Origin of the sequence: Parabacteroides bouchesdurhonensis (assembly GCF_900186615.1) — a bacterium.
GTDB lineage: Bacteria > Bacteroidota > Bacteroidia > Bacteroidales > Tannerellaceae > Parabacteroides > Parabacteroides bouchesdurhonensis.
The window spans coordinates 2,620,556-2,643,730 of the sequence record NZ_LT896588.1; the positions used below are offsets into that span (position 1 = coordinate 2,620,556).

18 protein-coding genes and 2 pseudogenes are annotated in these 23,175 nt (G+C 46.4%); 4 read left to right on the forward strand and 16 right to left on the reverse strand.

The window, feature by feature from the left end; genetic code table 11:
- Positions 1-5: 5 nt before the first annotated feature.
- The 9 genes and pseudogenes from C1721_RS11380 to C1721_RS11420 form a co-directional block, all read right to left on the reverse strand.
- Entirely contained in the window at positions 6-410 is a 405-nt protein-coding gene (locus C1721_RS11380) for a MerR family transcriptional regulator (protein WP_102408426.1), read from the reverse strand.
- Between the two features lie 3 nt (positions 411-413).
- Positions 414-1,643 carry a site-specific integrase gene (locus C1721_RS11385; protein ID WP_102408427.1) on the reverse strand — a complete coding sequence of 410 codons (1,230 nt, stop codon included), beginning with the start codon at positions 1,641-1,643 and terminating at the stop codon, positions 414-416.
- Between the two features lie 176 nt (positions 1,644-1,819).
- Positions 1,820-3,136, reverse strand: a pseudogene (locus C1721_RS11390) (TraG family conjugative transposon ATPase); the annotation flags it as partial.
- Positions 3,133-3,465: a DUF4133 domain-containing protein gene (locus tag C1721_RS11395; protein WP_004291514.1), complete on the reverse strand. Its 333-nt coding sequence runs from the start codon at positions 3,463-3,465 to the stop codon at positions 3,133-3,135. The pseudogene C1721_RS11390 and the gene C1721_RS11395, both read right to left, overlap by 4 nt.
- A gap of 10 nt (positions 3,466-3,475) precedes the next feature.
- Positions 3,476-3,793 (reverse strand): DUF4134 domain-containing protein, encoded by a 318-nt coding sequence (locus C1721_RS11400; RefSeq protein WP_002560983.1) that lies wholly within the window; start codon positions 3,791-3,793, stop codon positions 3,476-3,478.
- A gap of 201 nt (positions 3,794-3,994) precedes the next feature.
- Entirely contained in the window at positions 3,995-4,723 is a 729-nt protein-coding gene (locus C1721_RS11405) for a hypothetical protein (RefSeq protein ID WP_004304280.1), read from the reverse strand.
- 16 nt (positions 4,724-4,739) lie between these two features.
- Entirely contained in the window at positions 4,740-5,093 is a 354-nt protein-coding gene (locus C1721_RS11410) for a DUF3408 domain-containing protein (RefSeq protein WP_004291505.1), read from the reverse strand.
- 2 nt (positions 5,094-5,095) lie between these two features.
- Positions 5,096-5,536 carry a DUF3408 domain-containing protein gene (locus tag C1721_RS11415; RefSeq protein ID WP_004291503.1) on the reverse strand — a complete coding sequence of 147 codons (441 nt, stop codon included), beginning with the start codon at positions 5,534-5,536 and terminating at the stop codon, positions 5,096-5,098.
- A 2-nt stretch (positions 5,537-5,538) separates the two neighbouring features.
- The gene (locus tag C1721_RS11420) at positions 5,539-6,465 is read right to left on the reverse strand and encodes a ParA family protein (protein WP_005783105.1); all 927 of its coding nucleotides are present in this window, start codon (positions 6,463-6,465) and stop codon (positions 5,539-5,541) included.
- Here C1721_RS11420 and C1721_RS16320 point away from each other — a divergent pair.
- From C1721_RS16320 to mobC, 4 genes are all read left to right on the forward strand, one after another.
- Positions 6,464-6,628: a hypothetical protein gene (locus C1721_RS16320; RefSeq protein ID WP_196029218.1), complete on the forward strand. Its 165-nt coding sequence runs from the start codon at positions 6,464-6,466 to the stop codon at positions 6,626-6,628. The genes C1721_RS11420 and C1721_RS16320 overlap by 2 nt on opposite strands.
- A gap of 381 nt (positions 6,629-7,009) precedes the next feature.
- The gene (gene mobA, locus C1721_RS11435) at positions 7,010-7,438 is read left to right on the forward strand and encodes a conjugal transfer protein MobA (protein ID WP_004291488.1); all 429 of its coding nucleotides are present in this window, start codon (positions 7,010-7,012) and stop codon (positions 7,436-7,438) included.
- The gene (gene mobB, locus C1721_RS11440) at positions 7,417-8,664 is read left to right on the forward strand and encodes a conjugal transfer protein MobB (protein ID WP_004291483.1); all 1,248 of its coding nucleotides are present in this window, start codon (positions 7,417-7,419) and stop codon (positions 8,662-8,664) included. Before mobA ends, mobB begins: the two co-directional genes overlap by 22 nt.
- 30 nt (positions 8,665-8,694) lie before the next feature.
- The gene (mobC, locus tag C1721_RS11445; RefSeq protein WP_004291482.1) at positions 8,695-10,713 is read left to right on the forward strand and encodes a conjugal transfer protein MobC; all 2,019 of its coding nucleotides are present in this window, start codon (positions 8,695-8,697) and stop codon (positions 10,711-10,713) included.
- Between the two features lie 131 nt (positions 10,714-10,844).
- Here the strand turns inward: mobC and C1721_RS11450 are convergent.
- From C1721_RS11450 to tet(Q), 7 genes and pseudogenes are all read right to left on the reverse strand, one after another.
- A pseudogene (locus C1721_RS11450) lies at positions 10,845-14,098 on the reverse strand (P-loop NTPase fold protein).
- A 16-nt stretch (positions 14,099-14,114) separates the two neighbouring features.
- Positions 14,115-15,245 (reverse strand): ATP-binding protein, encoded by a 1,131-nt coding sequence (locus C1721_RS11455; RefSeq protein ID WP_004291480.1) that lies wholly within the window; start codon positions 15,243-15,245, stop codon positions 14,115-14,117.
- 301 nt (positions 15,246-15,546) lie between these two features.
- Positions 15,547-16,152: an RteC domain-containing protein gene (locus C1721_RS11460; RefSeq protein WP_004304269.1), complete on the reverse strand. Its 606-nt coding sequence runs from the start codon at positions 16,150-16,152 to the stop codon at positions 15,547-15,549.
- Positions 16,153-16,390: 238 nt separating this feature from the next.
- Entirely contained in the window at positions 16,391-16,813 is a 423-nt protein-coding gene (locus tag C1721_RS11465; protein WP_004291474.1) for a dihydrofolate reductase family protein, read from the reverse strand.
- A gap of 279 nt (positions 16,814-17,092) precedes the next feature.
- The gene (locus C1721_RS11470; protein ID WP_004291471.1) at positions 17,093-18,415 is read right to left on the reverse strand and encodes a sigma-54-dependent transcriptional regulator; all 1,323 of its coding nucleotides are present in this window, start codon (positions 18,413-18,415) and stop codon (positions 17,093-17,095) included.
- Positions 18,408-20,726, reverse strand: a complete 2,319-nt coding sequence (locus C1721_RS11475) for a hybrid sensor histidine kinase/response regulator (protein WP_004291467.1) — start codon at positions 20,724-20,726, stop codon at positions 18,408-18,410. The genes C1721_RS11470 and C1721_RS11475 overlap by 8 nt, the downstream gene beginning before the upstream one ends.
- A complete protein-coding gene (gene tet(Q) / locus C1721_RS11480; RefSeq protein WP_004291466.1) occupies positions 20,726-22,651 on the reverse strand; it encodes a tetracycline resistance ribosomal protection protein Tet(Q) in 1,926 nt (641 codons plus the stop codon). Before tet(Q) ends, C1721_RS11475 begins: the two co-directional genes overlap by 1 nt.
- Positions 22,652-23,175: the final 524 nt, after the last annotated feature.

The window sequence follows — 23,175 nt, forward strand, 5'->3', positions numbered from 1 at the left end:
TGCCGCTATTTCACATCCTTTAACCTTTCAAGTTGGGAAACGACTTCTTTTATTACGAAATATTTGTTTCCCGACAGCCCTATGTCCGAACGGGATATGAAACCGAGTTCCTCCCACCGGGCTACGGTCTGCCTGCTCACGCCCGCCATTTTCGCCAATGTCTTTTGGTCTATCAGTTCCCTGCCCTCGAATACGGGGTACTTGTATTTACGGGTGGCATGGCTGAACCTTATTTTCTCTATCGCCTTGTCCACGTCTTTAACAGTAGGGGGAATATATGATTTCACTTGCAGTACGGCTTCTTCTATTTCGTAGCCTGCGTATTCGGGATTCTGCGCCAGTTCCCCGTAAATGGCACTGAAACATTCAAGGTGTCTAATCTTCACCGTCTTGGTTTTCTTGTTCGGCATGGCTCAATCGAATTTGGTTAATAACTGCGCATTCCTTATCCGCTCCTCCTGCTCGAAACTGGCGAGGTAGTTCTCCGTGATGGCAAGGCTTGAATGCCCCAAACTCTCGGATATGTAAGCGATGTTCGTTCCGCTGCGTTTTAAGACAGTCGCATAGGAATGCCGGGCGGAATAGGTCGTGAAACGGGGGACACCGACAGCTTGGGCTATTTTAGCCAAAGCGATGTTGCAACGGTGCGTTACCCGTCTGACAATATTGGAAATGACAAATTCGTCCTCTGTGTCTTTGGCATACTTGAACAGGAAAGTATCGGGATTCCCATCGTCTGGGTTTCCCCACCGTTTTATAATATCCCGCATTTCGGGAGTAAGCACCGCCCTTATTTCCCGTATATGGTTGGACGTGTGCGATGTCTTGGAGCGTACAAAGCAGATTTCACCGTCCACGATGTTCCCATACCGCAAGAAAAGCATATCCCTGAAATTGATACCGTTGCACAGGTAGGAGAAAAACCAAAAGTCCCGGTACTTCTCAACGGTCTTGCTGCCCTTGTATGTCACGACTTTTTTTATCTGTTCCATCGTCAAGGCTAACTTTCGGCTGTTACCGCTCGGTATCTCGTACTTCCCCCTGCCGAACGGGTATTGGGCTTCTTTTAAAATCCCGTTGCGCCTTGCGTCATTCACCACGCATTTAAGGGCTTTCATATAGAAATTTATGGTGGTGACGGTCTTGCCCTCGTTCCGCAGGAACTTGTCAAGGCGTGACAGCCAGTCCGCAGAAACCGCAGAGAACGGCACGCTGCCGCCTGCGAACCGTTCTATGCTTTTCAACGTGCTGCGGTAGTTATAATAGGAATTTACCTGCCCGTTGAGTTTGAATGCGTCTATTTTCCCCTGTATGGCTGTGTTAAGGGTTGTACCAGTACACCTGCCCAACCTCATGCTGAGCGCATCGAAACAGAAGTCCCCACGTTCCGCAAGGGCTTCCACTTGGCTTTTTATGATGGAGAAACTGTTTTCCACGCTTGCCCGTATCTCAATCAGTCTGCGGCTCTTGCTTTCGGCAAGGATTTCCCAGTCCTCTTTGGACAATTCCTTTCCGGTGGAATAATATTTCTGCTTGCGGTTGTGTATCACTTGTATCTTGACAGGGAACAGACCGCTTTTCTTCGCCCTACGTGCATCCAGTACCGATAGTACGGATATGCCATCTTTTGAATACTTGAACATAGGCTGCCTTGTTTATTGTTATACGTCTATTTTGTACATACGATTTGCATACAAAAATAGAGATTATCGGAAAAAACAGCAAATCAAAAGCCAAATCATTTTCCTAATAATCTCTAAATATCAGTTGTTTATATACAAACTCAAACAATATAAAAATGGTAAAAATATAGGGTATTATTACGGTTGGTCGTGATACCTCGCTTCATGGGCAGGTCGGAGATGTCAAGGTGCAGCGGTTTTCCCGTGAGCCTGTCCACCATCTTGATGCCGAAGGGCGAGAGCGAGCTGCGGTAGTTGGTTTCCTCTGTGAACAGGCACACCGCCTGTTCGATGAAGGTGTGGAAACTCTCTTCCGCCGGGAAGTCCGCCGCATTGCCGGGTATCGCCGCCCAGTAGAGTGTCGGGCAGTCGATGGTGTTGTGGCGCGGCACGCATTCCATGCTTGCCAACTGGCTGCCCACGTCGTTCTTGATATGCTTCAGTTCCTCCGCATCGTCGCTCCACGCCATGACGTTGAAGTGTGCCCGTACCGAGGTCAGTCCGTAGGAATGGGCTTCGTTCAGGTATTGGTCTATCCACTCGCGGTTGATGCTGTTGCTCCTTGAATAGCGAGATAGCGACTGCATGTTACGGGCGGACTTCTCGAACTTCTGCAAGGTTTCCTCACTGTTGTCTATCAGCACATACTGGTTGTAGATATGGTTGCAGGAGAGCAGAAGCCCCACCGGGGAGGCGAATGACAGTCGGCAGTCACTCCGGTCGGTGGAGAGCTTCTCGTAACGGGTGTCGGTAGCCACCTTGCCCGGCAGGTCTTCCGCGTCGGAGAGGGTGTGCAGACACAGGCGGTTGTCGCCGATGCGCATCTCCCTTGCCGAAAGCTCGATGTCCTGCAAGGTGGTGTCACCTTCCGGCATGAGCGAGAAGTAGCGTTCAATAAGTCCCGTCTTTCCCTCAGTACCCACAATCTCATCGGTGGAGAGGCGGCGCAGCCTGACAAGCCCGCTGTCGTTCATGATGCGCTCGAACTGTTCGCAGGCTTCCAAGAACTTGGTCGTGGTTTCCCTGTCCAGCTCCTTCGGGATGATATGTCCCCGGCACAGCGTGCTGAAATTGCTCTGCATCCGGTTACGCTCCTTTGTTGTCTTGGTCAGGTAGAGGTAGCAGGTGTGTTTCAGGTACGGACGCTCGTTGAAGTGACGCTCGAAAGAGCGGCTTAAAAAGCTCATGTCGTCCTTCTGAAGCTCCGGTTTGTAGCGTTCCTTGATGAACCAGTCCTGTTTGTGGACGACGGAGTAGTCCGGCAGCACCTTGATAGCCTTGCACCAGCAACTGTGTATCGCCTCGTACTCCGCACCCGTCACGGTGTAAAGTTCCGGTAGTTCCACCTCGAAAGCCACCGTGATGTCGGCGTCCTTTGAGATGATGCAGCCATGCTCCACCGCTAAAAGTGGGAACCTGTTTTCCAGTGTTGTCATTTTCGATGTATTCCTCATTGTCTTTCTTCCTTTCGTTGTCGTTTGAACAGACGGGTTATCCGCCGCCGGTTGATAAGGTATCGGGGATGGCTCCGTGCCGCTCCTAATTTCATCAGCCCGTGTTCACCGTACCGGGCGTTCAGCGCGAAGGTCTGCCATACAAGGAGGGAGGACGATGCCGCGCCGAAGCCGATACATATCCACTGGTCGATACCGACCATGTAGAGGATGACGAACAGGACGAAGAGAGCCAGCAGACCTCCGCAGAAGATGAAGAGGTACTGTGCCTTCAAGCCCTTGAACTCTACCGGACGGCCGATACCCTTGTTGATTGGGTATTCAGCCATACATTATTTATTAAAGGAAGAATGAGCGCAGGATGGTGGCGGCAACAATCAGGAAGATGCACGCGCCGAACCACGAGGCGGCTGTCTTGCTGGTGTCGGGGTCGCCCGATGAAAACTTGCCGTACACTTTTACGCCCCCGATAAGCCCGACGACTGCACCGATGGCGTATATCAGTTTAGTTCCGGGGTCGAAATAAGAACTCACCATAGAGGTGGCTTCGTTGATGCCCGCGATGCCGTTTCCCTGCGCGAAAGCGGAGGCGGTTGCGGCGATGACAAGTGCCGCGGAGAGGATTGCTTTTCTGTTTTTCAAGATGTTCTTGTTCATAAACTGTTCTTGTTTTTTGCCGTCAAAAGGGTGGATGGTCCTTTGTCGGGCGGTTGATACTTTGTTTCTTTACTTTGGTTTTAGTGGATGCCCGTTTGTTTCCACGGACGTGGGCGTGTCCGTTGCGGATGGGGATGCGCCTTGCGTTTCCTCGCCGCGTGGGTTGATGTCATTCTTTCATGTTCATTTCTTTTATTGTTGTCATACATAGTTGCGAATGTCGAACTCCTCGATGTTGTCCGGCACGACGAACTCCTTTTCAGATTTCTTCAGCCGAATCTCGATAAGCCCCTTGATGCGGATGCCTATCTCCGAAGAGCCTTCCATCATTTTCTCGTACAACTCCGTGCCCTCCATGTCGGTGAACACCTTAGCCGCCTTTTCACGTTCCGCCTGTGTCGCGTCCGGGTTTTTGGCGGTCTTGCAGGCGTCGTCAATCTCGTCAAAGCTGCTGCCCGAAGCCCGTGGCGTGTCCGAGGCGTCCTCTTCCGGTTCGTCGTCCCCGTATCCCAGTTCCTCCGGCGGTATGCTCGTGAAGGTCTCATCGAGTTTTTCCTCCGGGACTTGTGCCGGGCGGGATGCGTTTCCCGTTTTTCCGTCGTCAAAAGTAGCCTCTTCCTCCGACAGCTCAATGCCTTTTTCAATAGTGGCGGCTTCTTGCGTCGGTATGGCAGCGGTTGTCCGGGTGGATGCCATCCTGAAACGGCTCTTGCCGATGATGTCCGCCTTTTCCGCAGGGACTTCCTCGTGTGCCGCTATGCGTTTAGCCTCATTCCCGTCCAGTGACCGCCATAATCCGACAATGCCCTTGAAGAAGCGGACAATCCGCGTGTCCATGATGCGCTCGTAAAGGAGCAGGAACAGGAACCAGAGGTTGCAGCCGACCGATACCGCCAGCAGAATGTCTGTCATGCTGATTGTGTAATTCATATCCTTCCGTTTTTGGTTAGAATACTGAATTGTAATTTCGGGCATAAAGGCTCTTTATCGCATCTTCGCACTGGTTGAAGTGGTGCGTCAGCACATGGTCGATGTAAGCGGACAGCGTAAGCCGGTCATGCCCGATTACACGGGTGATACGCATGATACGCTCGTGGTACTCCGGGCGCACATACGCCATCTTCCCCTCACGTGCCTTTACTTCCGGGTCGCGGATGAACAGGCGTTCATAGTCCTTCTCACTGCATTTGCCGCTTACCGGGACAGGCGACAGTATTTCCACACTCGCCTGCACTTGGGTAAACATACCTCCGCAGTCTTGCTGTGGTCTTTTTTCATTCGGTGTCATTTCTTTTTCCATTTTCAAATCAGATCTTCACGTTGTTTCTTGTACAGTTCGTTGATTCTCTCCTTGTGCTGTTCCAGATGCTGGCGCAGCACGGTATCCACATATCCGCCTACTGAGATTTCCCCTCCGGCGATGTCGTTCACGATTCTGAGGATCTTGCCGTGGACGTCACGGCTGATATAGACACATTGGCGGGTCTTTATCTCGTTGCGGCGCAGGAATAGCTCGTTGTAGTCCTCGTCCTGCCTTTTCCGGCGTCCACTTTCCCTCTGCGCTTTTTCCCGTGTTACGGGTTGCACAGGAGATGGTTCCGGTGCGGCGGTGTCCTCTTCGGTCGGTGCAGCTGCGGGTACTTCCTGTGCGGGGCGCAGTGTCCCGTCCTGTGTGCGCCGCCCGATGGAGGCTAACAGCAGTTCCTCGTCGATGCCTTCCGTGTTCACTTTCCTGCTGCCCATGCTCACTGCGGTCTGATGATGTCGCTTATCTCTTCGGAAAACTCCCGGATGCCACTCCCTTTCAGCAGTGCCGTGTCCATCGGGAAGATGGTGGAGCGGAAAACGCTCTTGCGCTCTTCCGAAAGGTCACGGCGGAACTTCTTGCTGTCGGGCAAGCGGGTGGAAAGTACCGGAAAGCCCATTTCGGCTATCACTTCCTCGTAGATGCCGTACAAGTCGTTCCTCTCCCTGCCGTCCACCATCGTCCAGAACAGATGCAGCCCCTTTGTTTTCGCCTGTCCGGTAGTCATCAGCCTGTCGCGGAACATCGTGACGAATTTCAGGGTACTCTCCACGACAAAGCGGTCGGCACTCAGCGGAGTGAAAATGTAGTCCATCTGCGAGAGCGTCTTTATCACGCCGTTGCTTCGGAGTGTGCCGGGCATGTCGAAGAACACCACGTCGGGTTTCACGTCCTCAGTGGCAATCATCCTCTCGGCATCGTCGAGGGCGTTCACCGCATTGCTTTTGACGATGGTGTAGGCGTTCTTTTTGATCCGGCGGAAATGGTCGCAAGCGAGAGCCTTGAAGTAGGTGCTGCTGTCGATAAGCCCCATTTCGTGTTCGCGCAGCCCGTGGATGCTGTGCTGCGGGTCGTCGCAGTCCACGACGGCGACATTGTAGCCTTTCACGTTGTGCAGGTAGCTGGCGGCAAGTGCCGTGACAGTGGATTTGCCGATGCCACCTTTCTGTGTTGCGAATGCAACGAAGATTTCCTTACTCATAGTTCCATTTATTTTAATTGTTGATGATTTGTTTTTCTGTTTCCATACGGATTTGGCTGTCGCACCATCCGCTTCCGTGACTACACACGCAGGCGGGTCGTCGCGTATCCGGTTCTGTGGTGAAGCGGTGCGTCGGACAAATGGTGATTGACGACATTGCGTCATGAAGTCATTGAATCCATACGTCACCGAATTGTCGGAGAACCGGGTTTCCGACGGTTCGGGTATCCGTTTCGGCAAGTATCCGAAGAAGCGGATTTCCGGGTATTTGAATGTTCCGTTTATCATATCTTCAAATCGTTCGTTTCTTGAATCATGCTGCAAATAAACAAGTATATTTTGGAACCTGTATCACTTCTCCGGCAAGTGGCGGCACGTTGCGCCGGTTGGCAGTCATTGACCGGGTCAAGCATCTGTCCGATACCGCTTTAAGGGCGTAACTTTGCACCCGGACAGCAGGGTTCGCCGATGACGCGCGGCCCGGAGTCCTGAAAGGTATTTTCCCAATCCGTCCCCTGACGGATTTTTATGTTCACCTGAACATAGCAAGATGTCTTTTCAGCCGCTCAAAATATTTTGAGCAGCCACGAAAAGCACTTGCCCTTGCAGGGGGCGGGCTTTCCCTCCGAAGTCGGGAAGCCTTTCAGAACTGCGGTGCTGTAATCCGAAGCGGCGGCTTATGCCGTCAATCCGCTAAATCCAAAGTAATATGAAAGAGAAAAGGAAAAGCAAATCAGGGAGAAATCCCAAACTTGATCCGGCGGTGTACCGGTACACCGTCCGTTTCAACGAGGAGGAACACAACCGTTTCCTCGCCATGTTCGGAAAATCGGGTGTCTATGCACGGTCTGTTTTCCTCAAAGCGCACTTCTTCGGGCAACCGTTCAAGGTGCTGAAGGTGGACAAGACGTTGGTGGACTATTACACCAAACTGTCGGATTTTCATGCACAATTCCGTGCCGTGGGTACGAATTACAACCAAGTCGTGAAGGAACTGAGGCTGCATTTTTCAGAGAAAAAGGCGATGGCGTTGCTCTACAAATTAGAGCAACACACCGTCGAACTCGTGAAACTGAGCCGCCGGATTGTGGAACTTTCAAGGGAAATGGAGGCAAAATGGTCGCAAAAATCAGTGTAGGAAGTTCGTTGTACGGCGCGATTGCCTACAACGGGGAGAAGATTAACGAGGCGCAGGGGCGGCTTCTCACCACCAACCGCATCTACAATGACGGTTCGGGAACGGTGGACATAGGCAAGGCGATGGAGGGTTTTCTCACCTTCCTGCCACCGCAGATGAAGATCGAGAAGCCGGTGGTGCATATCTCTCTCAACCCGCACCCGGAGGATGTGCTGACCGATATTGAGTTGCAGAATATCGCCCGCGAGTATCTGGAAAAACTCGGTTTCGGAAACCAGCCTTATCTTGTATTCAAGCACGAGGACATCGACCGCCACCACCTGCACATCGTGACGGTCAACGTGGACGAGAACGGGAAAAGGCTCAACCGGGATTTTCTCTACCGCCGCAGCGACCGTATCCGCAGGGAACTGGAACAGAAGTACGGATTGCATCCGGCAGAACGTAAAAATCAGAGATTGGATAATCCGTTGCGCAAGGTGGCCGCATCGGCAGGTGATGTGAAGAAGCAGGTAGGCAACACCGTGAAGGCTCTGAATGGGCAGTACCGTTTCCAGACGATGGGCGAATACCGTGCGCTCCTTTCCTTATATAATATGACGGTGGAGGAAGCGAGGGGCAACGTGCGCGGACGGGAGTATCACGGGCTGGTCTATTCCGTCACGGACGACAAGGGTAACAAGGTGGGCAACCCGTTCAAATCCTCGCTTTTCGGGAAGTCCGCAGGCTATGAAGCCGTACAGAAGAAGTTTGTCCGTTCCAAATCGGAAATCAAGGATAGGAAACTGGCAGACATGACGAAACGCACCGTCCTTTCCGTGCTGCAAGGCACTTATGACAAGGACAAATTTGTATCCCAACTCAAAGAGAAGGGCATCGACACCGTACTGCGCTACACAGAGGAAGGGCGCATCTATGGGGCTACCTTCATCGACCACCGCACGGGATGCGTGCTGAACGGTTCGCGCATGGGTAAGGAGCTTTCGGCGAATGCCTTGCAGGAACACTTCACCCTGCCATACGCCGGACAACCGCCGATACCGCTATCCATCCCTGTGGATGCTGCGGACAAGGCACACGGGCAGACCGCCTACGACAGTGAAGATATATCGGGCGGTATGGGCTTGCTCACTCCCGAAGGTCCGGCGGTAGATGCCGAGGAAGAGGCTTTCATCCGGGCGATGAAGCGCAAAAAGAAGAAAAAACGCAAGGGCTTGGGTATGTAATCAGAGTATCAACAATTAAAAAATCAATGTATGTCACAACAAGAAGACGATTTGAGGGCATTGGCGAAAATCATGGATTTTCTGCGTGCCGTGAGTATCATTTTAGTGGTCATGAACGTGTACTGGTTCTGCTACGAAGCCATCCGGCTGTGGGGCGTGAACATCGGCGTGGTGGACAAAATCCTTCTGAACTTCGACCGCACGGCGGGGCTGTTCCATTCCATTCTCTACACGAAGCTGTTTTCCGTCCTTTTGCTTGCCTTGTCCTGTCTGGGTACGAAGGGTGTCAAGGGTGAGAAAATCACTTGGGGGAGAATCTGGACAGCATTTGCCGTCGGGTTCGTGCTGTTTTTCCTGAACTGGTGGTTGCTGCCCCTGCCGCTGCCGCTTGAAGCGGTGACGGGACTGTATGTCCTTACCATTGGAACGGGCTATGTCTGCCTGTTGATGGGTGGTCTGTGGATGAGCCGCCTGTTGAAACACAATTTGATGGAGGATGTTTTCAACAACGAGAACGAGAGTTTCATGCAGGAAACGAGGCTTATCGAAAGCGAGTATTCGGTCAATCTGCCGACACGTTTCTATTACAGGAAACGCTGGAACAACGGTTGGATCAATGTAGTTAATCCCTTCCGTGCGTCCATCGTGTTGGGTACGCCGGGCAGCGGCAAGTCCTATGCCGTGGTAAACAATTTTATCAAGCAACAGATTGAAAAGGGCTTTAGTCAATACATCTACGATTTCAAGTATCCCGACCTATCTACTATTGCCTACAACCATTTGCTGAACCACCCGGACGGCTACAAGGTAAAGCCGAAGTTCTATGTGATCAACTTCGACGACCCGCGACGCTCTCATCGGTGCAATCCCATTCACCCGGATTTTATGGAAGATATTACGGATGCCTATGAGAGTGCCTACACAATAATGCTCAACCTCAATAAAACGTGGGTGCAAAAGCAGGGCGACTTCTTCGTGGAGTCACCTATCATTCTGTTTGCCAGTATTATCTGGTATCTCAAAATCTATCAGAACGGGAAGTTTTGCACGTTTCCCCATGCTATCGAGTTTCTGAACCGCCGTTACGAGGATATATTTCCGATACTGACCTCTTATCCGGAGCTGGAGAACTACCTTTCGCCGTTCATGGATGCGTGGCTTGGAGGGGCTGCGGAGCAGCTCATGGGTCAGATAGCGTCGGCAAAAATCCCGCTTTCGAGGATGATTTCACCGCAGCTCTACTGGGTGATGTCAGACAGCGAGTTTACGCTGGACATCAACAATCCCGAAGAGCCGAAAATCCTCTGCGTGGGTAACAATCCCGACCGTCAGAATATCTACGGTGCGGCACTCGGTCTGTATAATTCCCGTATCGTGAAGCTCATCAACAAGAAGGGGATGCTGAAGTCATCGGTCATCATCGACGAGTTGCCCACAATATACTTCAAAGGGTTGGACAATCTTATAGCTACCGCCCGAAGCAACAAGGTTGCCGTGTGTCTGGGCTTTCAGGATTTCAGCCAGTTAGTGCGTGACTACGGGGACAAAGAGGCGAAAGTGGTGATGAACACTGTCGGCAATATTTTCTCCGGTCAGGTGGTGGGGGAAACAGCCAAGACGCTCTCCGAGCGGTTCGGTAAGGTGTTGCAGAAACGGCAGTCCATCTCCATCAACCGGCAGGATGTTTCCACCTCCATCAACACGCAGATGGACGCGCTCATTCCACCGAGTAAGATTTCCGGGCTTACGCAGGGAATGTTTGTCGGTTCTGTATCCGACAACTTCAACGAGCGTATCGAGCAGAAGATTTTTCATTGCGAGATTGTGGTGGATGCCGAAAAGGTGAAACGGGAAGAAAGTGCCTACAAGAAAATTCCCGTCATTACAAACTTCACGGACGAGGACGGCAACGACCGCATGAAGGAAACGGTGCAGGCGAACTACCGGCGCATCAAGGAAGAGGTGAAGCAGATTGTGCAGGAGGAACTGGAGCGTATCAAAAACGATCCGGTGCTGTGTAAACTGCTACCAGATAATGAGACTGTCTAACAAGTCCCCAAAATTGAAAATTATCCCTATCGAAGTTTGAAGTGACCCCCAAAAGTTGGATACAATTTTTTTGGGGGGCACTTCAGTTCTGACGGGTAAAATCGTAAAATTCGGACTTGTTAGACAAATACTTACGCGGTTTCAACCTCAGGTACTGAATCTATCGAATTGACAAATTTAACCAATTGCGGATCTGAATCTTTTTGTATGAGGTTTCGGAGACTCTTTTTCAATTCATAAGCATCATCCCCTGCTGTATTTATTAAATCCATATAAAAATCTTTGTTTTGCAGAATCAATGAACGGCATGCCCCATCGGAAATTACAGGTTTCACTATTTTATCAATAACGTCTCCAGCTTGACTTTTCAAATTACCATGCGATCTAAGCCATGTTTCGAAAAATTGAAACTTTATTGCATTGATAGTCTTTTTACCGATGCAGAAATCATTTCTTATATCGGTAACTGTCGATTTAATTTTTCGTTTATCCAATCTTTCAACTATATTCTTGAAACAATTAGGGAAAGGATTCAAACTTTGAGTTCCAGAAGCAATATCCATCAGAATCTTTTTGCCAAATTCAGTCAAGTTATCTGGCAAGGATTTGATTTTAGCCAGTAAATGTTTTATTGCGACAAACCAATAATATGATGTATGTGCTGTTCTTTGGGCGTATAATGTATCAACACTTATTTCAGACAACGCTTCGAACGCTATTTTATTGATATGATCGGTCAGGACATTGCTTATTTTAGTGGTCAAATCGTAAAAAGATGCGTCAGGAATTACATCTTTAATATTGTTCTTAGTGATATACTTATCCAAATCGGTATTCCACTCTGCTAAATGCTCGATAAATACCTCATCCGTTACACCTATTCTGTTCTTAATATCTTCAAATTGGGGCAATATGTCTGAGAGCAATAATTTATAGCCAAGTTTATGATTTACCATGTATTGTAGTGTTTCATTTAATAGCGGTATATTCCATCCCACACTATTTACTAATAAGTCTCCATGATCCACATAATAGTCCATGAGTTCTGCAACATATTTTATATCTCCACCCTCTATTAAGGAAACGGAATGACCATGTGCCAATTGCATGGCGACTAAATCGTAATATCCAGACTCTTTAATGTTTCGGCCATCAGTTTCTAATTCAGAATGCAACTGATTTATGTAGGTTGAATCTAACGTTACAGGTAAAGGTCTTTCTTCGTCAGATGCCAATAAACGATAGGTTGTAAATATAGCCCCTATATTATCTTTATTTACATTCTGTTCATCAATGCAATTCGTGATCGCTTGCAAAAGCGTTGGAAACGTATAGGTAGAATTATCTTTTAACGTTTTTACAATATCTGCATGGTCGAAATTATCGGGTAGTAAGTTTGCCAAATAATTATCGAGCGCCTCCGAATTTGTTGCTACTTGATAATATTTATATGCTTTAGTTGTCGCGTTATCCCGATAGGCAGCATCTGTTGCATTTGCAGCTTGAATATAATCGATAAATGTATTTGGCTTGACTGTTTTTGCTTCAATCAATGACGTAAAATCGCACGCCAACTTATTTTGCGCAATAAACCTGTCTATTGCATCTAACGTTTTGAAATAGTCGCCGCCATTGAAGTCATTGAACCGAACTATCTTCTTATATAATTGAGCAATCACATGGTTTTGGCTTTCCGTGTCTAAATGCAACAGCAGTTCTTGGTATTCGACAGGGAACACCTGCTTCTCTATGGATTCTTTTAATTTCAATTGTGCTATTCTTTGCCATACACGCAGAATAACATCGCTCTTTCGAGTTAATTTATGCAAACAATGTATAATCTTATCGATAAGCGCATTGTCCATACATTGTATAACTTCTTCTAATACAGTGTCAAATTGTTTATTAGTCTCTGCATATTGATTTATGTCGTGGTCTTCTTCTCCGTTGATGCAGCCTTCAATATATTTTTTCAATGGAATTTGTCGAGCATCTTCAACATCGACACCATATACCAAAGCTGCAATTTCGCGTTGTGTTTGCAGATCATTGTTAATTATTGTTTGAATGCCATTCAGATAGTCGCCGGACAATATTTGTTCTACTGGATTTGCCAGAATATCCGTCTTCTTCAAACAGAACAATGCTATGTTTATCATCAAAATTTCGTTACACCACTCTTGTTTAAGAGCGACCATCTCATTGATATATGATATAATTTCCCTAACATTGGCATTAGGATTTACCAATCTGAATATCCGATTTTAGTTTCTTTCGCTTCATTTTCTGTTTCTCCAAATGCTTCAACAAACAGTTTGTTGAATATACTTCGATAGTCGGTAATAACAGGAGGAGCAACACGATAAACAATAGGGAAAGTTTTATTGATAAAATACTTGGTCAGTTGTTTCGTTTGTTCGTCGGTCTCATCTCCGAATGCACAAGCTAAATGTGTTTCATCGAAAGGAATAACAGCCCAAACATTTTCAAAACCGCTATCGGCGAAGAACGTATGGATAGAAGACCATAATTCTTTTACTTTTTCAGCGGGGAGACGATCCATGTTGTCAAAAACAAGGACTAATTTACGTTGTCCTTTTTCCTTGATAAAATCAGAAATGTCTTGCATCCATGTTTTGAACTCGTAAACCGTTGGTTCGTCTTCGCTCAAAGTCTCATAGCAAACGTCCTTTTCGACTTTATCTTGATAAATAGCTAACATATAACTCCATCCATATTTATGATCTTTGCTATATGCCCATTTCCAAACGCACAATGCAATAAGAACTGGCAGTGCAGCTATGATAATAGACAATAAAGAAAACCACCATGTTGTGGGTGTAGGTTTTACTGCATACGCAATAAATGTAAATATCGGAGTTAAAACTGCAACCAAAAATGCCGCAACCATACCATTACTGATAAGGGGATATTTTTCGGTTACGGTCTCCGTTTTACGGGCTAATAAATATTTCAGCTTTTCAGACCATGATACGGTTTTCGTACCTCCACCTTTGACTTTTATTGTTGCATTTCCAGATAGGATACCATCATCAATAAGTTTGCTTGTAAGCAATTCCAATATAGAGCGGCGTTGCAAGTCCTCTTGATGTCCCCATGCGTCATACTCAAAAAAGTAATAGTCGTCTGATAATTCACGTTCCAACATTTTAACCACGTTGGATTTTCCAGATCCCCAAATACCTTCGATGCCGATAATTCGAGGTAAAGTACATTCCTCATCCAATGAATCATTCTGACAAAAATGGCGAGCAATAGTTTTTGCCAACCTTTCTTGCGAACCTCCATCGAATTTGTCAATACCACACGGTTTATTTTGGATAAACCGCGGATATTGCTGTTTGGATTGTAGTTTTGTTTCCATATACGTAATTTATTGATTATACGAACTCCAAATAATTCTCCCGATTTACCACATGAAACTCGGCATAGGGATAGGCTTCTTGGAAGGCTTTCGGTGCGGCCGGCATTTTATTTCCCCACTTGAACTCCAAGGCGGTAAGACTGTCGGCACTCTCCTCAATCAGGTCGATTTCCTGTTTGTCGTAGGTGCGCCAGAAATAGAACTCCCTGTGCAGTCCCTCATTGAAGTTCGCTTTGCGCCGCTCTCCGATGATGTAGTTCTCCCACAGCGCACCGACATCCTGCCGAATGGCCAGCGGTGAGAAAGCCCCGATAATGGCATTGCGAATGCCGTTGTCGTAGAAGTACCACTTGCCAGCTTTTGTAACCTCCTTGCGTAGGTTACGCGAATAAGCCCCCAGACGATAGATAACGAAGACCTTTTCCAATAGGTCGAGGTATTTTTCAACGGTCGTCTTGCTCATGCCGAGTTGTTTACCTAACTCTTCGTAAGAAACTTCGCTGCCCAACTGAAAAGCTATCAATCGCAGTAGATCGCGCATCTTGCTCGAATTTTTTAAGCCGTCAATTGCTAAGATATCTTTAAGCAGGTATGCACCGACAATATCACGTAGGTAGTCTGTTTTACGTTCATAGTTCTCCATCATTACTACTTCGGGATAGGAACCGTAAATCAAGCGCGCTTCGAGGTTCTGGCGGGTTTCAAGTGCCGTTTCCGTCTGTGCGATTTCCCGTTGCGAGAATGGTGTAAGGAGAAATTGCGTACTGCGGCCGACCAACGGTTCACCAGTCTTATTCAGCAAATCGAATGACGAAGAACCACTTGCCAAGACACTTATTCCCGGTATTTCATCAACTATCAACTTCAGAATACTACCGATTTGTGGTATGTTCTGTGCCTCATCAATAGCCAGCAAATCAATACCATCCAATAAATGCCGATAATTGGCTATTGAGCGATTCTCCAATAGTGCTAATGTGTCGTAGTCTTCGCCGTTGAGCATCATCGTCCTACCTGAATAGTTGTCCACAATTTTACGCATCATTACCGTTTTACCAACACGGCGAGCACCAAAAATCAGTACTGCTTTATTGGGCGCGATTCGTGCTGTAATCTTCTCTTGAAGTATTCTATTTACTGTTTCCATACCTTATAAAATATAATGCAAAGATAATCATATTTTTTTAATTGGCGAATTTTACAAAAAAAACGGGCTATTAAATGGCGATTTTTACAACCACAATCTTATGGAAGTTGTTTCATTGTTTTTAGTAATGATATATGTTCATACTATGATGACTCAATAATTTACCAGACATACGTTTCTGAAATTTGTCCTTATAGGAATGAAAAACTCACATATATTGTGCTAATTAATATATAATTAAATGAAAATAAAAAGACAGGATACGAGTATTCCTGTCTTCTCATATGTAATGGATATTTTTTTATTTTCTCATCCGCTCCAACTCCTCATCACGCAACATTCTCTCGTTCAGTTTTTCCTGCATCCTGTCAATGAAATAGGTGCGGCTTTCGTTCTTCCGGCGTTTGATATCAGTGTAGAAGCGGTAGCAGTCTTTAGAATCAACCCCGAATATCTTATAGAGAAGTGGGGCGAGCTGTTTGAGCGGCATATTGCCGTTGTTGATGCAGCCCATCACGTCTATGCCGTAGATAAGTTCCACGAGGTCGATGGCATTGCCCGTCCATTGAAGAAGGCTGGCGGTGGTTTCTGTTGCGTTGTTGGCGGATATTAGTGGTGGCACTTGGGGCGTGGCAAGGAATTTCTGCATCTTTCTTACGAAAGACAGAGCCTTGCTGACGTAGGCGGCAATCTCTCTTTTTTCTTCTGACAGATTACGTACGGGATGGTGCTGCAACTCGATTTCGATGTAGGCAAGCGCGATGACGGTAAGGTTCATGTCCATGCCGCCGTTGCACAGTTCGATCACTTGGGTGGCGAAAGCCGTGTATGCCGTTTCCATATTGCAGTCGCCGGCTTCGTTTATCAGGCGGAAAAAGTCGGTTTCCGCCAGCAAGAAATAATTCATGGTTCTGTCAATTTTGAAAATTACACTTTGTTTTCTGCGTGCGCACATGAATATAATTGGCAAAAAACGCGGCAGAAAATAAAAAATCCAACACTCAATTTTACAAAGTGCTGGATTTCAGAGGTATAAAATTCAGTATTTTTTCACAAGGACAAATTATCTCCGACTTAAATTGTTTGTAATCGGAACATTTATTCTATTCCTGAAAATAGAAATGTATGCTTGCCGCACATTTTGGCTATCTTGCTTTTTTATCAAGGATATAGATAATGCGACATACACCGTTGGGATAGCTTTTCAAAGAGGAAAGCGTCCAGTGTTGCTCTGGCAGAGCCGACTTAAAAAAATGTCGTCCGCTTCCGGATATGAAAGGAACGGTGTATAGTATGATTTCATCCACAGCGTGCATCCGCAGCAGTCCGTTTATATAGTCTGCCGTGTCCGGTGTGGCTTCCGCGAGGTAACGGATGTTTGTGCAGTCTTTTCTCCATTCGTGCAGCATTGAAATGGAATAGTCCGGTGTCACACGGTAAAAGGCTTTCTTCCTGATTTCATCAAGACCGCAACGGTCAAGGCACAAATCCTGATGTGCTTTATCATATAACTCTGAAGAAAGACATCCGTCCATCGTCAGTACGGCGAGAATCTGAACTTTACCCATAATCGTTTCCTTTCGTTAGGCAAGGGTAAAAAAGTAGCGTGCAATTCACACTACCTTCAAGCGATGGCTCTGGTAAAGCCTTTACGGAGAGTACGTGAATGCACGCTATGCGTAAGCATAGCATAAGCATCACGCAATCGTCTCCGTAGTTCCAATTTACCAGATTTTCGCTTGAAACGCCTTGCGGTCTTATCCTATATGTTGGCGGCGAAAAGCTCCTGCCAATCGCCGTTTTTCTCAAATGTTATGCAAAGATAGCCAAATTCAGTGAATTACGGGCTATGATTGCTTGAATTTATATTTAAGTCCATACTCTTCAAGTTTGCTGTATAGTGTTGTCCTGCCTATGCCGAGCAGTTCTGCGGCGACACTCCGGTTGCCGTTTGCCTGTTTCAACGCACGCAATATCCGCTCCTTATCCTCCGCGTCATTGCGCAAGGCGAAGCTGACAGTAGAGGTCGGTTTCGTCACGGCAAGTTCCAGATGCTCTTTCATGACAACACCTTCCTGCGCCTGCAATACAGCACCCATAACTTTCTGCCGAAGTTCCCGCACGTTGCCCGGCCATGCGTGTGTCAGCAACGCTTTACGTGCTTCGGAACTGAACCCGCTCACGCTACACTCCAGCTCTCTGTTTGCCATATCACGGAAGAACTCTGCCAGCGGCATAATGTCTTCTTGACAGTCACGCAACGGAGGAACGGTTATCCCGAAGTCGTGCAGGCGGTACAGAAGATCCTGCCGAAAACGCTTTTCATTCACCGATACCTCCAAATCTTCATTGGTAGCAGCGATGATGCGGACATTGAAATTCCGGTCTGCCTTGTCTCCGACCGGGCGATACCGCCTCTCCTGTATGGCACGGAGCAACATCTGTTGGGTTTCCAACGCGAGGTTTCCTACCTCGTCCAGAAACAACGTGCCGCCTTCCGCCTCATGGAAATATCCTTTCTTGGCATTGTCCGCACCTGTAAATGCACCTTTGACGTGTCCGAAGAAAGCCGACGGTGCAAGCTCTTTGGAGAGTGAACCGCAGTCCACCGCCACAAATGGCTTGCCTGCACGTTTGCTCTTGTCATGCAACAGGTGGGCAATATGCTCCTTGCCCGTGCCGTTCTCACCAAATATCATCACGCTCATATCGGTGGCGGCTACCAGCCTTATGCGGTGCATGATTTTCTGAAAGGCGGAACCTTCACGGGCGAATATAGGCATACGGCGTTGTCCTGCCTGACGTTCTTTCAGTATGGAACGGATCAGGGGGACAAGTTTATCCTCCACAAGCTGTTTGGGAATATAGTCTATCGAGCCGAGTTTCATGCTTTCCACGGCGGTATTAACTTCGGCGTAGTCGGTCATAATGATGAAGGGCTGCATCTTTCCCTCCTTTCGCATCCAGCACAAAAGGTCTATGCCACTGCCGTCAGGCAGACGCAGGTCGGCAACCACGATATCATTATCTGTTGCCTGTTGCAGATGTTTCTTCGCGGTTGAGAGGTGGTAAGCCTTCATATTGCGGTAGCCCTCCCGTGACAGCATATTGCAGACATATTCGCAATACACGATGTTGTCTTCCACCACAATTATTTTTGTCTTATTCATCTTCGTATTTTCTCCTTTCCTCTTCTGCCAACCGTATTATTTCCACTCCCTTATCCAGCACGGCAGTCACGGCATGGCTTAACGCTTCACCATCCGGGAGAGCATCGCCACGAAGCAATCCGTAAAGTACATTCAGCGGTTGGTCGGCACGGAGCACCTCCCACGAACTGCGCAGGTGGTGGATCAGGGAATCCAGCTTTTGCAGGTCTTTTTCTTTTGCTGCATCCCGTACCGCCTGCATTTCCTTTTCTGTTTCAGTTATCAACTTTTCCAGCATGACGGCTTCATTGCCATAGGACAATAAGGCGGAAAAGTCCGGTTTCCCGTCCGGTGTCGCTTTTATGGCACACCTGTCGGAAACCTCCATCAGTTCCGATATGGAGAACGGTTTGAACAGGCATCCGGCAAAGCCTTTTGCCAATAGTTCCCCTTTGTTACAACTGCCCGAAGCGGTTGCCACAACCACCGGGATTGTTGGTGAATTGCCCACGTTGGACGAACGCAACAGTTCCAGCAATTCGAAACCGTTTATATCGGGCATATTCAAGTCTGTCAGCAACAGGCTGTATTCTTTCTGGCGTATCATTTCCATCAGTGCCGCAGCATCGGTGCAAGTGTCGCAGTGTATTCCTTCTTGGGAATACATCTCTTTCAGCATCAGAAGTAATACCTCATCATTGTCAATGGCGACAACATCATGGAATTTATTGTTATGATAAACAGGTGTATTGCTTGTATATCCAAGCTGTTCTTCAGCTTCCTGCATAGAAATTTCAACTGTGAAACGACTGCCTTTCCCTTTCTTGCTGTCTAAACGGATTGTTCCGCCAAGCATCGACACAATATTACGCATTATGGCAAGCCCAAGCCCGAAACCCTCCTTTGCGGCGGCATTTGATAGACGTTCAAACGCACCGAACGCTTGTTTCTGTTCCTCTTCTGTCATGCCTGTACCTGTATCTTCAACGACCAGTGTCAGAACTCCATTATCATATTCAGTAATCAAAGAAACACCGCCTTCTTCTGTGAACTTGACAGCGTTTGACAGCAGGTTATTCCCGATTTGTATTATTCGCTCTTTGTCGGTCAATACAATGGCATCGTGTCCAGTCTTCACGGACAAGGACAGCCCTTTGTTCACGGCAACAGGCATGAACTCCGTTTCAAGTGTGTGCGTGATTGCTGAAATCCGGCAGGGTGACAGACGGGGCTGTTCCTTGCCGTTGTCCAGGCGGAAGAAGTCAAGCAAAGTGTTAAGCATATCCCGCATACGGTCGGAGGATTGCAGTATGTTTTGGATATACTGCCCGGACTTATCCTCACACTGTTCTTTCCGTATCAGTCCGGCATAGCCTGTTATTGCTGTCAGCGGTGTGCGCAGTTCATGGGTGATAGTATGTACCGCCTTCTTCCTTGACGTTATCAGTGCCTCGTTCCGTTGTACGGATTGTTCCAGTTGCCTTATCAAATCAGTTGTCTTGTGCTTGTATTGTTTAATGCTTTTTGCATCACGATGTATGATGATGTAGGAAATTAACAACAATAGAAGAACGAATCCCATTAAACCGCCTACTTGCATAAATGACTTTTCACGCATGGCAACTATTTCGTTTTCCCGGCTTTGCAGTTCGGTTTGTACCTTTTCTTCTATTTGGCAAATCAATTCTTGCAGTTGTCTGTTAAGTTCTGCATTACGAGCTGCAAGGCTGTCGGCTTGTTCCGACAATTGGCGATCCTGCACTTTCTGTTCGCTGATTACGTTTCTATTGACCGAATGAAGGATAGTGGTTGATACTGCTGGAGTTACTTCCTTTTTTTTGCCGAATATGCCTAAGAAACCTTTTCGTTTTGGCTTTTTGGACTGTTCCTGCACACTTTTCTGTACAATAACCGGAATTTGATTGGCTATCTTCTTGTTAATAGATTGTTGTTCATCCATTAACCGGACTATCTGGAACATCTGTCGTTCCTTATCCTCTAAAAGACTGCGCACACTATCGATGCGCTCTGCTGGATAGGTGGCCTTGAAACGGCAGAGCATACTGTCCATTGCCATACGCCGTGCATGGTAATGCTCGATATCTTTATCGTTCCATTCCAGTATTGTTTCACCCAATAGAGAAAATTTTATCATTTGAATATTGATATTGTTTATTTCTTTTCGGAGCTCGTCTATTTTTTTATTGCCAAGTTCTAATGCTTCTATCTCCTGCCATTCATAGAGGCTATTATATGCCATACATCCGATAAGAATGGAGATAAGTATATATCCCAACCGTATTGCCTTATAGAAATTTCCTGACCGCTCCATTATTTTAATGACATTGATTTTTGGAACATGAATAAAAGTTTATCTTTTTCGTTCATGCGGATATTATCAGAATAACCGTCTTTTGTTATTTGATACCCACATGGCTTAACCATAAAAATGCCTAAGCCCTTAGTGTACGAACTTACTTCTGAGGCATAGTCTTTACTTGTATTTAATGGAACTTTCCCTTTAATATGACACCACTCATTATTACAACTGATGTCTTCAATCTCAGACATCAGTTTTTGCAAATCTGTAATAGCTTTGGAACTCGCTACTTGGGGTATCTGCAACTCAAAACAGAGCATCGGTTCGAGAATGTCCACACCTGACTGTTGCAAAGCCAGCCTGAAGACATAAGGGGTCAGCTGTCTGAAATCAGCAGGTGTACTTACCGGGCTATAATACTCGGCTTGAGTAAAAGTTACTTTCAGATCTGTCACTTCCCATCCATGTAAACCAGATTGGCAAGACATACGAATCCCTTCAAAAACGGCATTTTGAAAAGAATGGTTCAGATAACCATAGGAGATGTCACTTTCGATTTGCAACCCTGCCCCTAACGGTAAGGGTTCAAGAGTCAGCCCTATTGTGGCCCAGTAAGGGTTGGGTGGTACTTCGATCTGAATAATCTTATTGACCTTTTTTATAGGTCGTTCTTTGTAGATAGTCTTGATCTCATCAAAATGGACCTTTACGGAAAATCGTTCTTCCAGCAATGTCTGTATGATTTCCTTTTGGGTCAAACCATATAACGAGATTTCCAATTCATCACTATATGAGTTTATGGAAAAGGACAAAGACGGGTCTTCAATCCACAATGTATTCAGAGCGGATATCACCTTGCTTCTCTCTTCGGGCTTATTTGGCCGGACGGAGGATTTGAGAGCGGGATGCTGATGAGATAATCCTTGAATCAAACAAGGTTTAGCACCTAAATAATCTCCGATTCGAAAATCTTCTATATCTTCTACAATCGCGATATCATTGGCACCCACTTCATCAACATTTATCTCTCTGCCCTGATAAATAGTCTTTAGATTTTTAATCTTGATGAATTTTTCCGAATCGTTGATTCTTACAACGTCTCGAAGTCTCAGACTTCCGTCAATTATTTTAAGAAAACTTCTTTTATGCCCTTTGGGGTCATGCTCTATCTTATAGAGATAAGCTGAAAGTCTGTTTGAGACTGATGCCGGAGGAAGTATAAAAGAAGAAATGGCGTCCAACAACTCATTGATACCGATATTGAACATTGCTGATCCATGTAGCACCGGATAGACTTTGGCTTTTGCCACAAGAGCGATTATCGTATTCCAATAATCAGCCGGTGAAATTTCGCTATCCGCCAAATATCGTTCTAATATATCGTCGTCATGGTTGCATACAAATTCTTTGTATTCTTCCTTTATATATGTTTGGGAGCAAACCGGATAAACCGATCCATCGACAACAGTTTGCATAAACAGGACATCTTGCGACAGATTTGTTTTTATATCCATATACAAACGCTCCAAATTCACACCGGCACGGTCAATCTTATTGATAAATATAATTGTCGGGATTTGCAGCTTTTGTAAAGTACTGAACAGCAACTTTGTCTGCGCTTGTATGCCTTCCTTTGCGGATAAGATGAGGACTGCTCCATCAAGCATTTTGAATGTCCGCTCCACTTCCGCAATAAAATCCATGTGTCCCGGAGTGTCAATGATATTGCATTTCACTCCATTCCAGATAATAGATGTCGTAGAAGCCCGGACAGTAATTCCTCTACGTTTCTCTATATCCATAGAGTCCGTTATGGTGTCACCATTATCCACACGGCCGCACTTTTCCGTTGCTCCACTGGCAAACAGCAGATTCTCGGTTACGGAAGTTTTTCCTGCATCAATGTGAGCAAGAATTCCTAAATTTATAATATTCATTTGGATTAAGCAATAATATACTACAGTAGATGCATTGTCGAAACGCACCTTTTAATACCTCCTCGTAGCATATGAGAACTACAGGATTACTAACTCGTATTAATATGTATATTATTACTGCCGCATAACGATTACAAAATTACACAAAAAAATATATCTAACAAAAGTGGGAGGATTTTTTAACTTTTTACCATAGACATTTTATTAGGGAAGCGTAGGTTCAACTGGCAAGTACAAATAAGTAGAAATGTTTGAACAACACCGTTTTAGGAAGTTGAAAAATCAAGTTTCTCTCTCGGTATAGCGTTTATTTTGGCCAATATCTTCTTTAGTTTAGCATTTGTGTATTTCCCATTCGTGTTCTATTTAGCTCCTTATTATGAGTATGTAGCAAGTTACTTATCAAATTCAGCCTCTTTGAGGGTCAAATATGGTTTTGCAAATGGTGACTGACAAGACATAAACAAGGTCAGCAGGAATTTTTTACATAAATGGACATGAATGTATATAACCTAAAATAAGAA

Coding starts and splice junctions, on each gene's coding strand:
- C1721_RS11380 (WP_102408426.1), bottom strand. CDS start 410: ATGCCGAACAAGAAAACCAAGACGGTGAAGATTAGACACCTTGAATGT.
- C1721_RS11385 (WP_102408427.1), bottom strand. CDS start 1,643: ATGTTCAAGTATTCAAAAGATGGCATATCCGTACTATCGGTACTGGAT.
- C1721_RS11395 (WP_004291514.1), bottom strand. CDS start 3,465: ATGGCTGAATACCCAATCAACAAGGGTATCGGCCGTCCGGTAGAGTTC.
- C1721_RS11400 (WP_002560983.1), bottom strand. CDS start 3,793: ATGAACAAGAACATCTTGAAAAACAGAAAAGCAATCCTCTCCGCGGCA.
- C1721_RS11405 (WP_004304280.1), bottom strand. CDS start 4,723: ATGAATTACACAATCAGCATGACAGACATTCTGCTGGCGGTATCGGTC.
- C1721_RS11410 (WP_004291505.1), bottom strand. CDS start 5,093: ATGGAAAAAGAAATGACACCGAATGAAAAAAGACCACAGCAAGACTGC.
- C1721_RS11415 (WP_004291503.1), bottom strand. CDS start 5,536: ATGGGCAGCAGGAAAGTGAACACGGAAGGCATCGACGAGGAACTGCTG.
- C1721_RS16320 (WP_196029218.1), top strand. CDS start 6,464: ATGAAGTCATTGAATCCATACGTCACCGAATTGTCGGAGAACCGGGTT.
- C1721_RS11420 (WP_005783105.1), bottom strand. CDS start 6,465: ATGACGCAATGTCGTCAATCACCATTTGTCCGACGCACCGCTTCACCA.
- mobA (WP_004291488.1), top strand. CDS start 7,010: ATGAAAGAGAAAAGGAAAAGCAAATCAGGGAGAAATCCCAAACTTGAT.
- mobB (WP_004291483.1), top strand. CDS start 7,417: ATGGTCGCAAAAATCAGTGTAGGAAGTTCGTTGTACGGCGCGATTGCC.
- mobC (WP_004291482.1), top strand. CDS start 8,695: ATGTCACAACAAGAAGACGATTTGAGGGCATTGGCGAAAATCATGGAT.
- C1721_RS11455 (WP_004291480.1), bottom strand. CDS start 15,245: ATGGAAACAGTAAATAGAATACTTCAAGAGAAGATTACAGCACGAATC.
- C1721_RS11460 (WP_004304269.1), bottom strand. CDS start 16,152: ATGAATTATTTCTTGCTGGCGGAAACCGACTTTTTCCGCCTGATAAAC.
- C1721_RS11465 (WP_004291474.1), bottom strand. CDS start 16,813: ATGGGTAAAGTTCAGATTCTCGCCGTACTGACGATGGACGGATGTCTT.
- C1721_RS11470 (WP_004291471.1), bottom strand. CDS start 18,415: ATGAATAAGACAAAAATAATTGTGGTGGAAGACAACATCGTGTATTGC.
- C1721_RS11475 (WP_004291467.1), bottom strand. CDS start 20,726: ATGGAGCGGTCAGGAAATTTCTATAAGGCAATACGGTTGGGATATATA.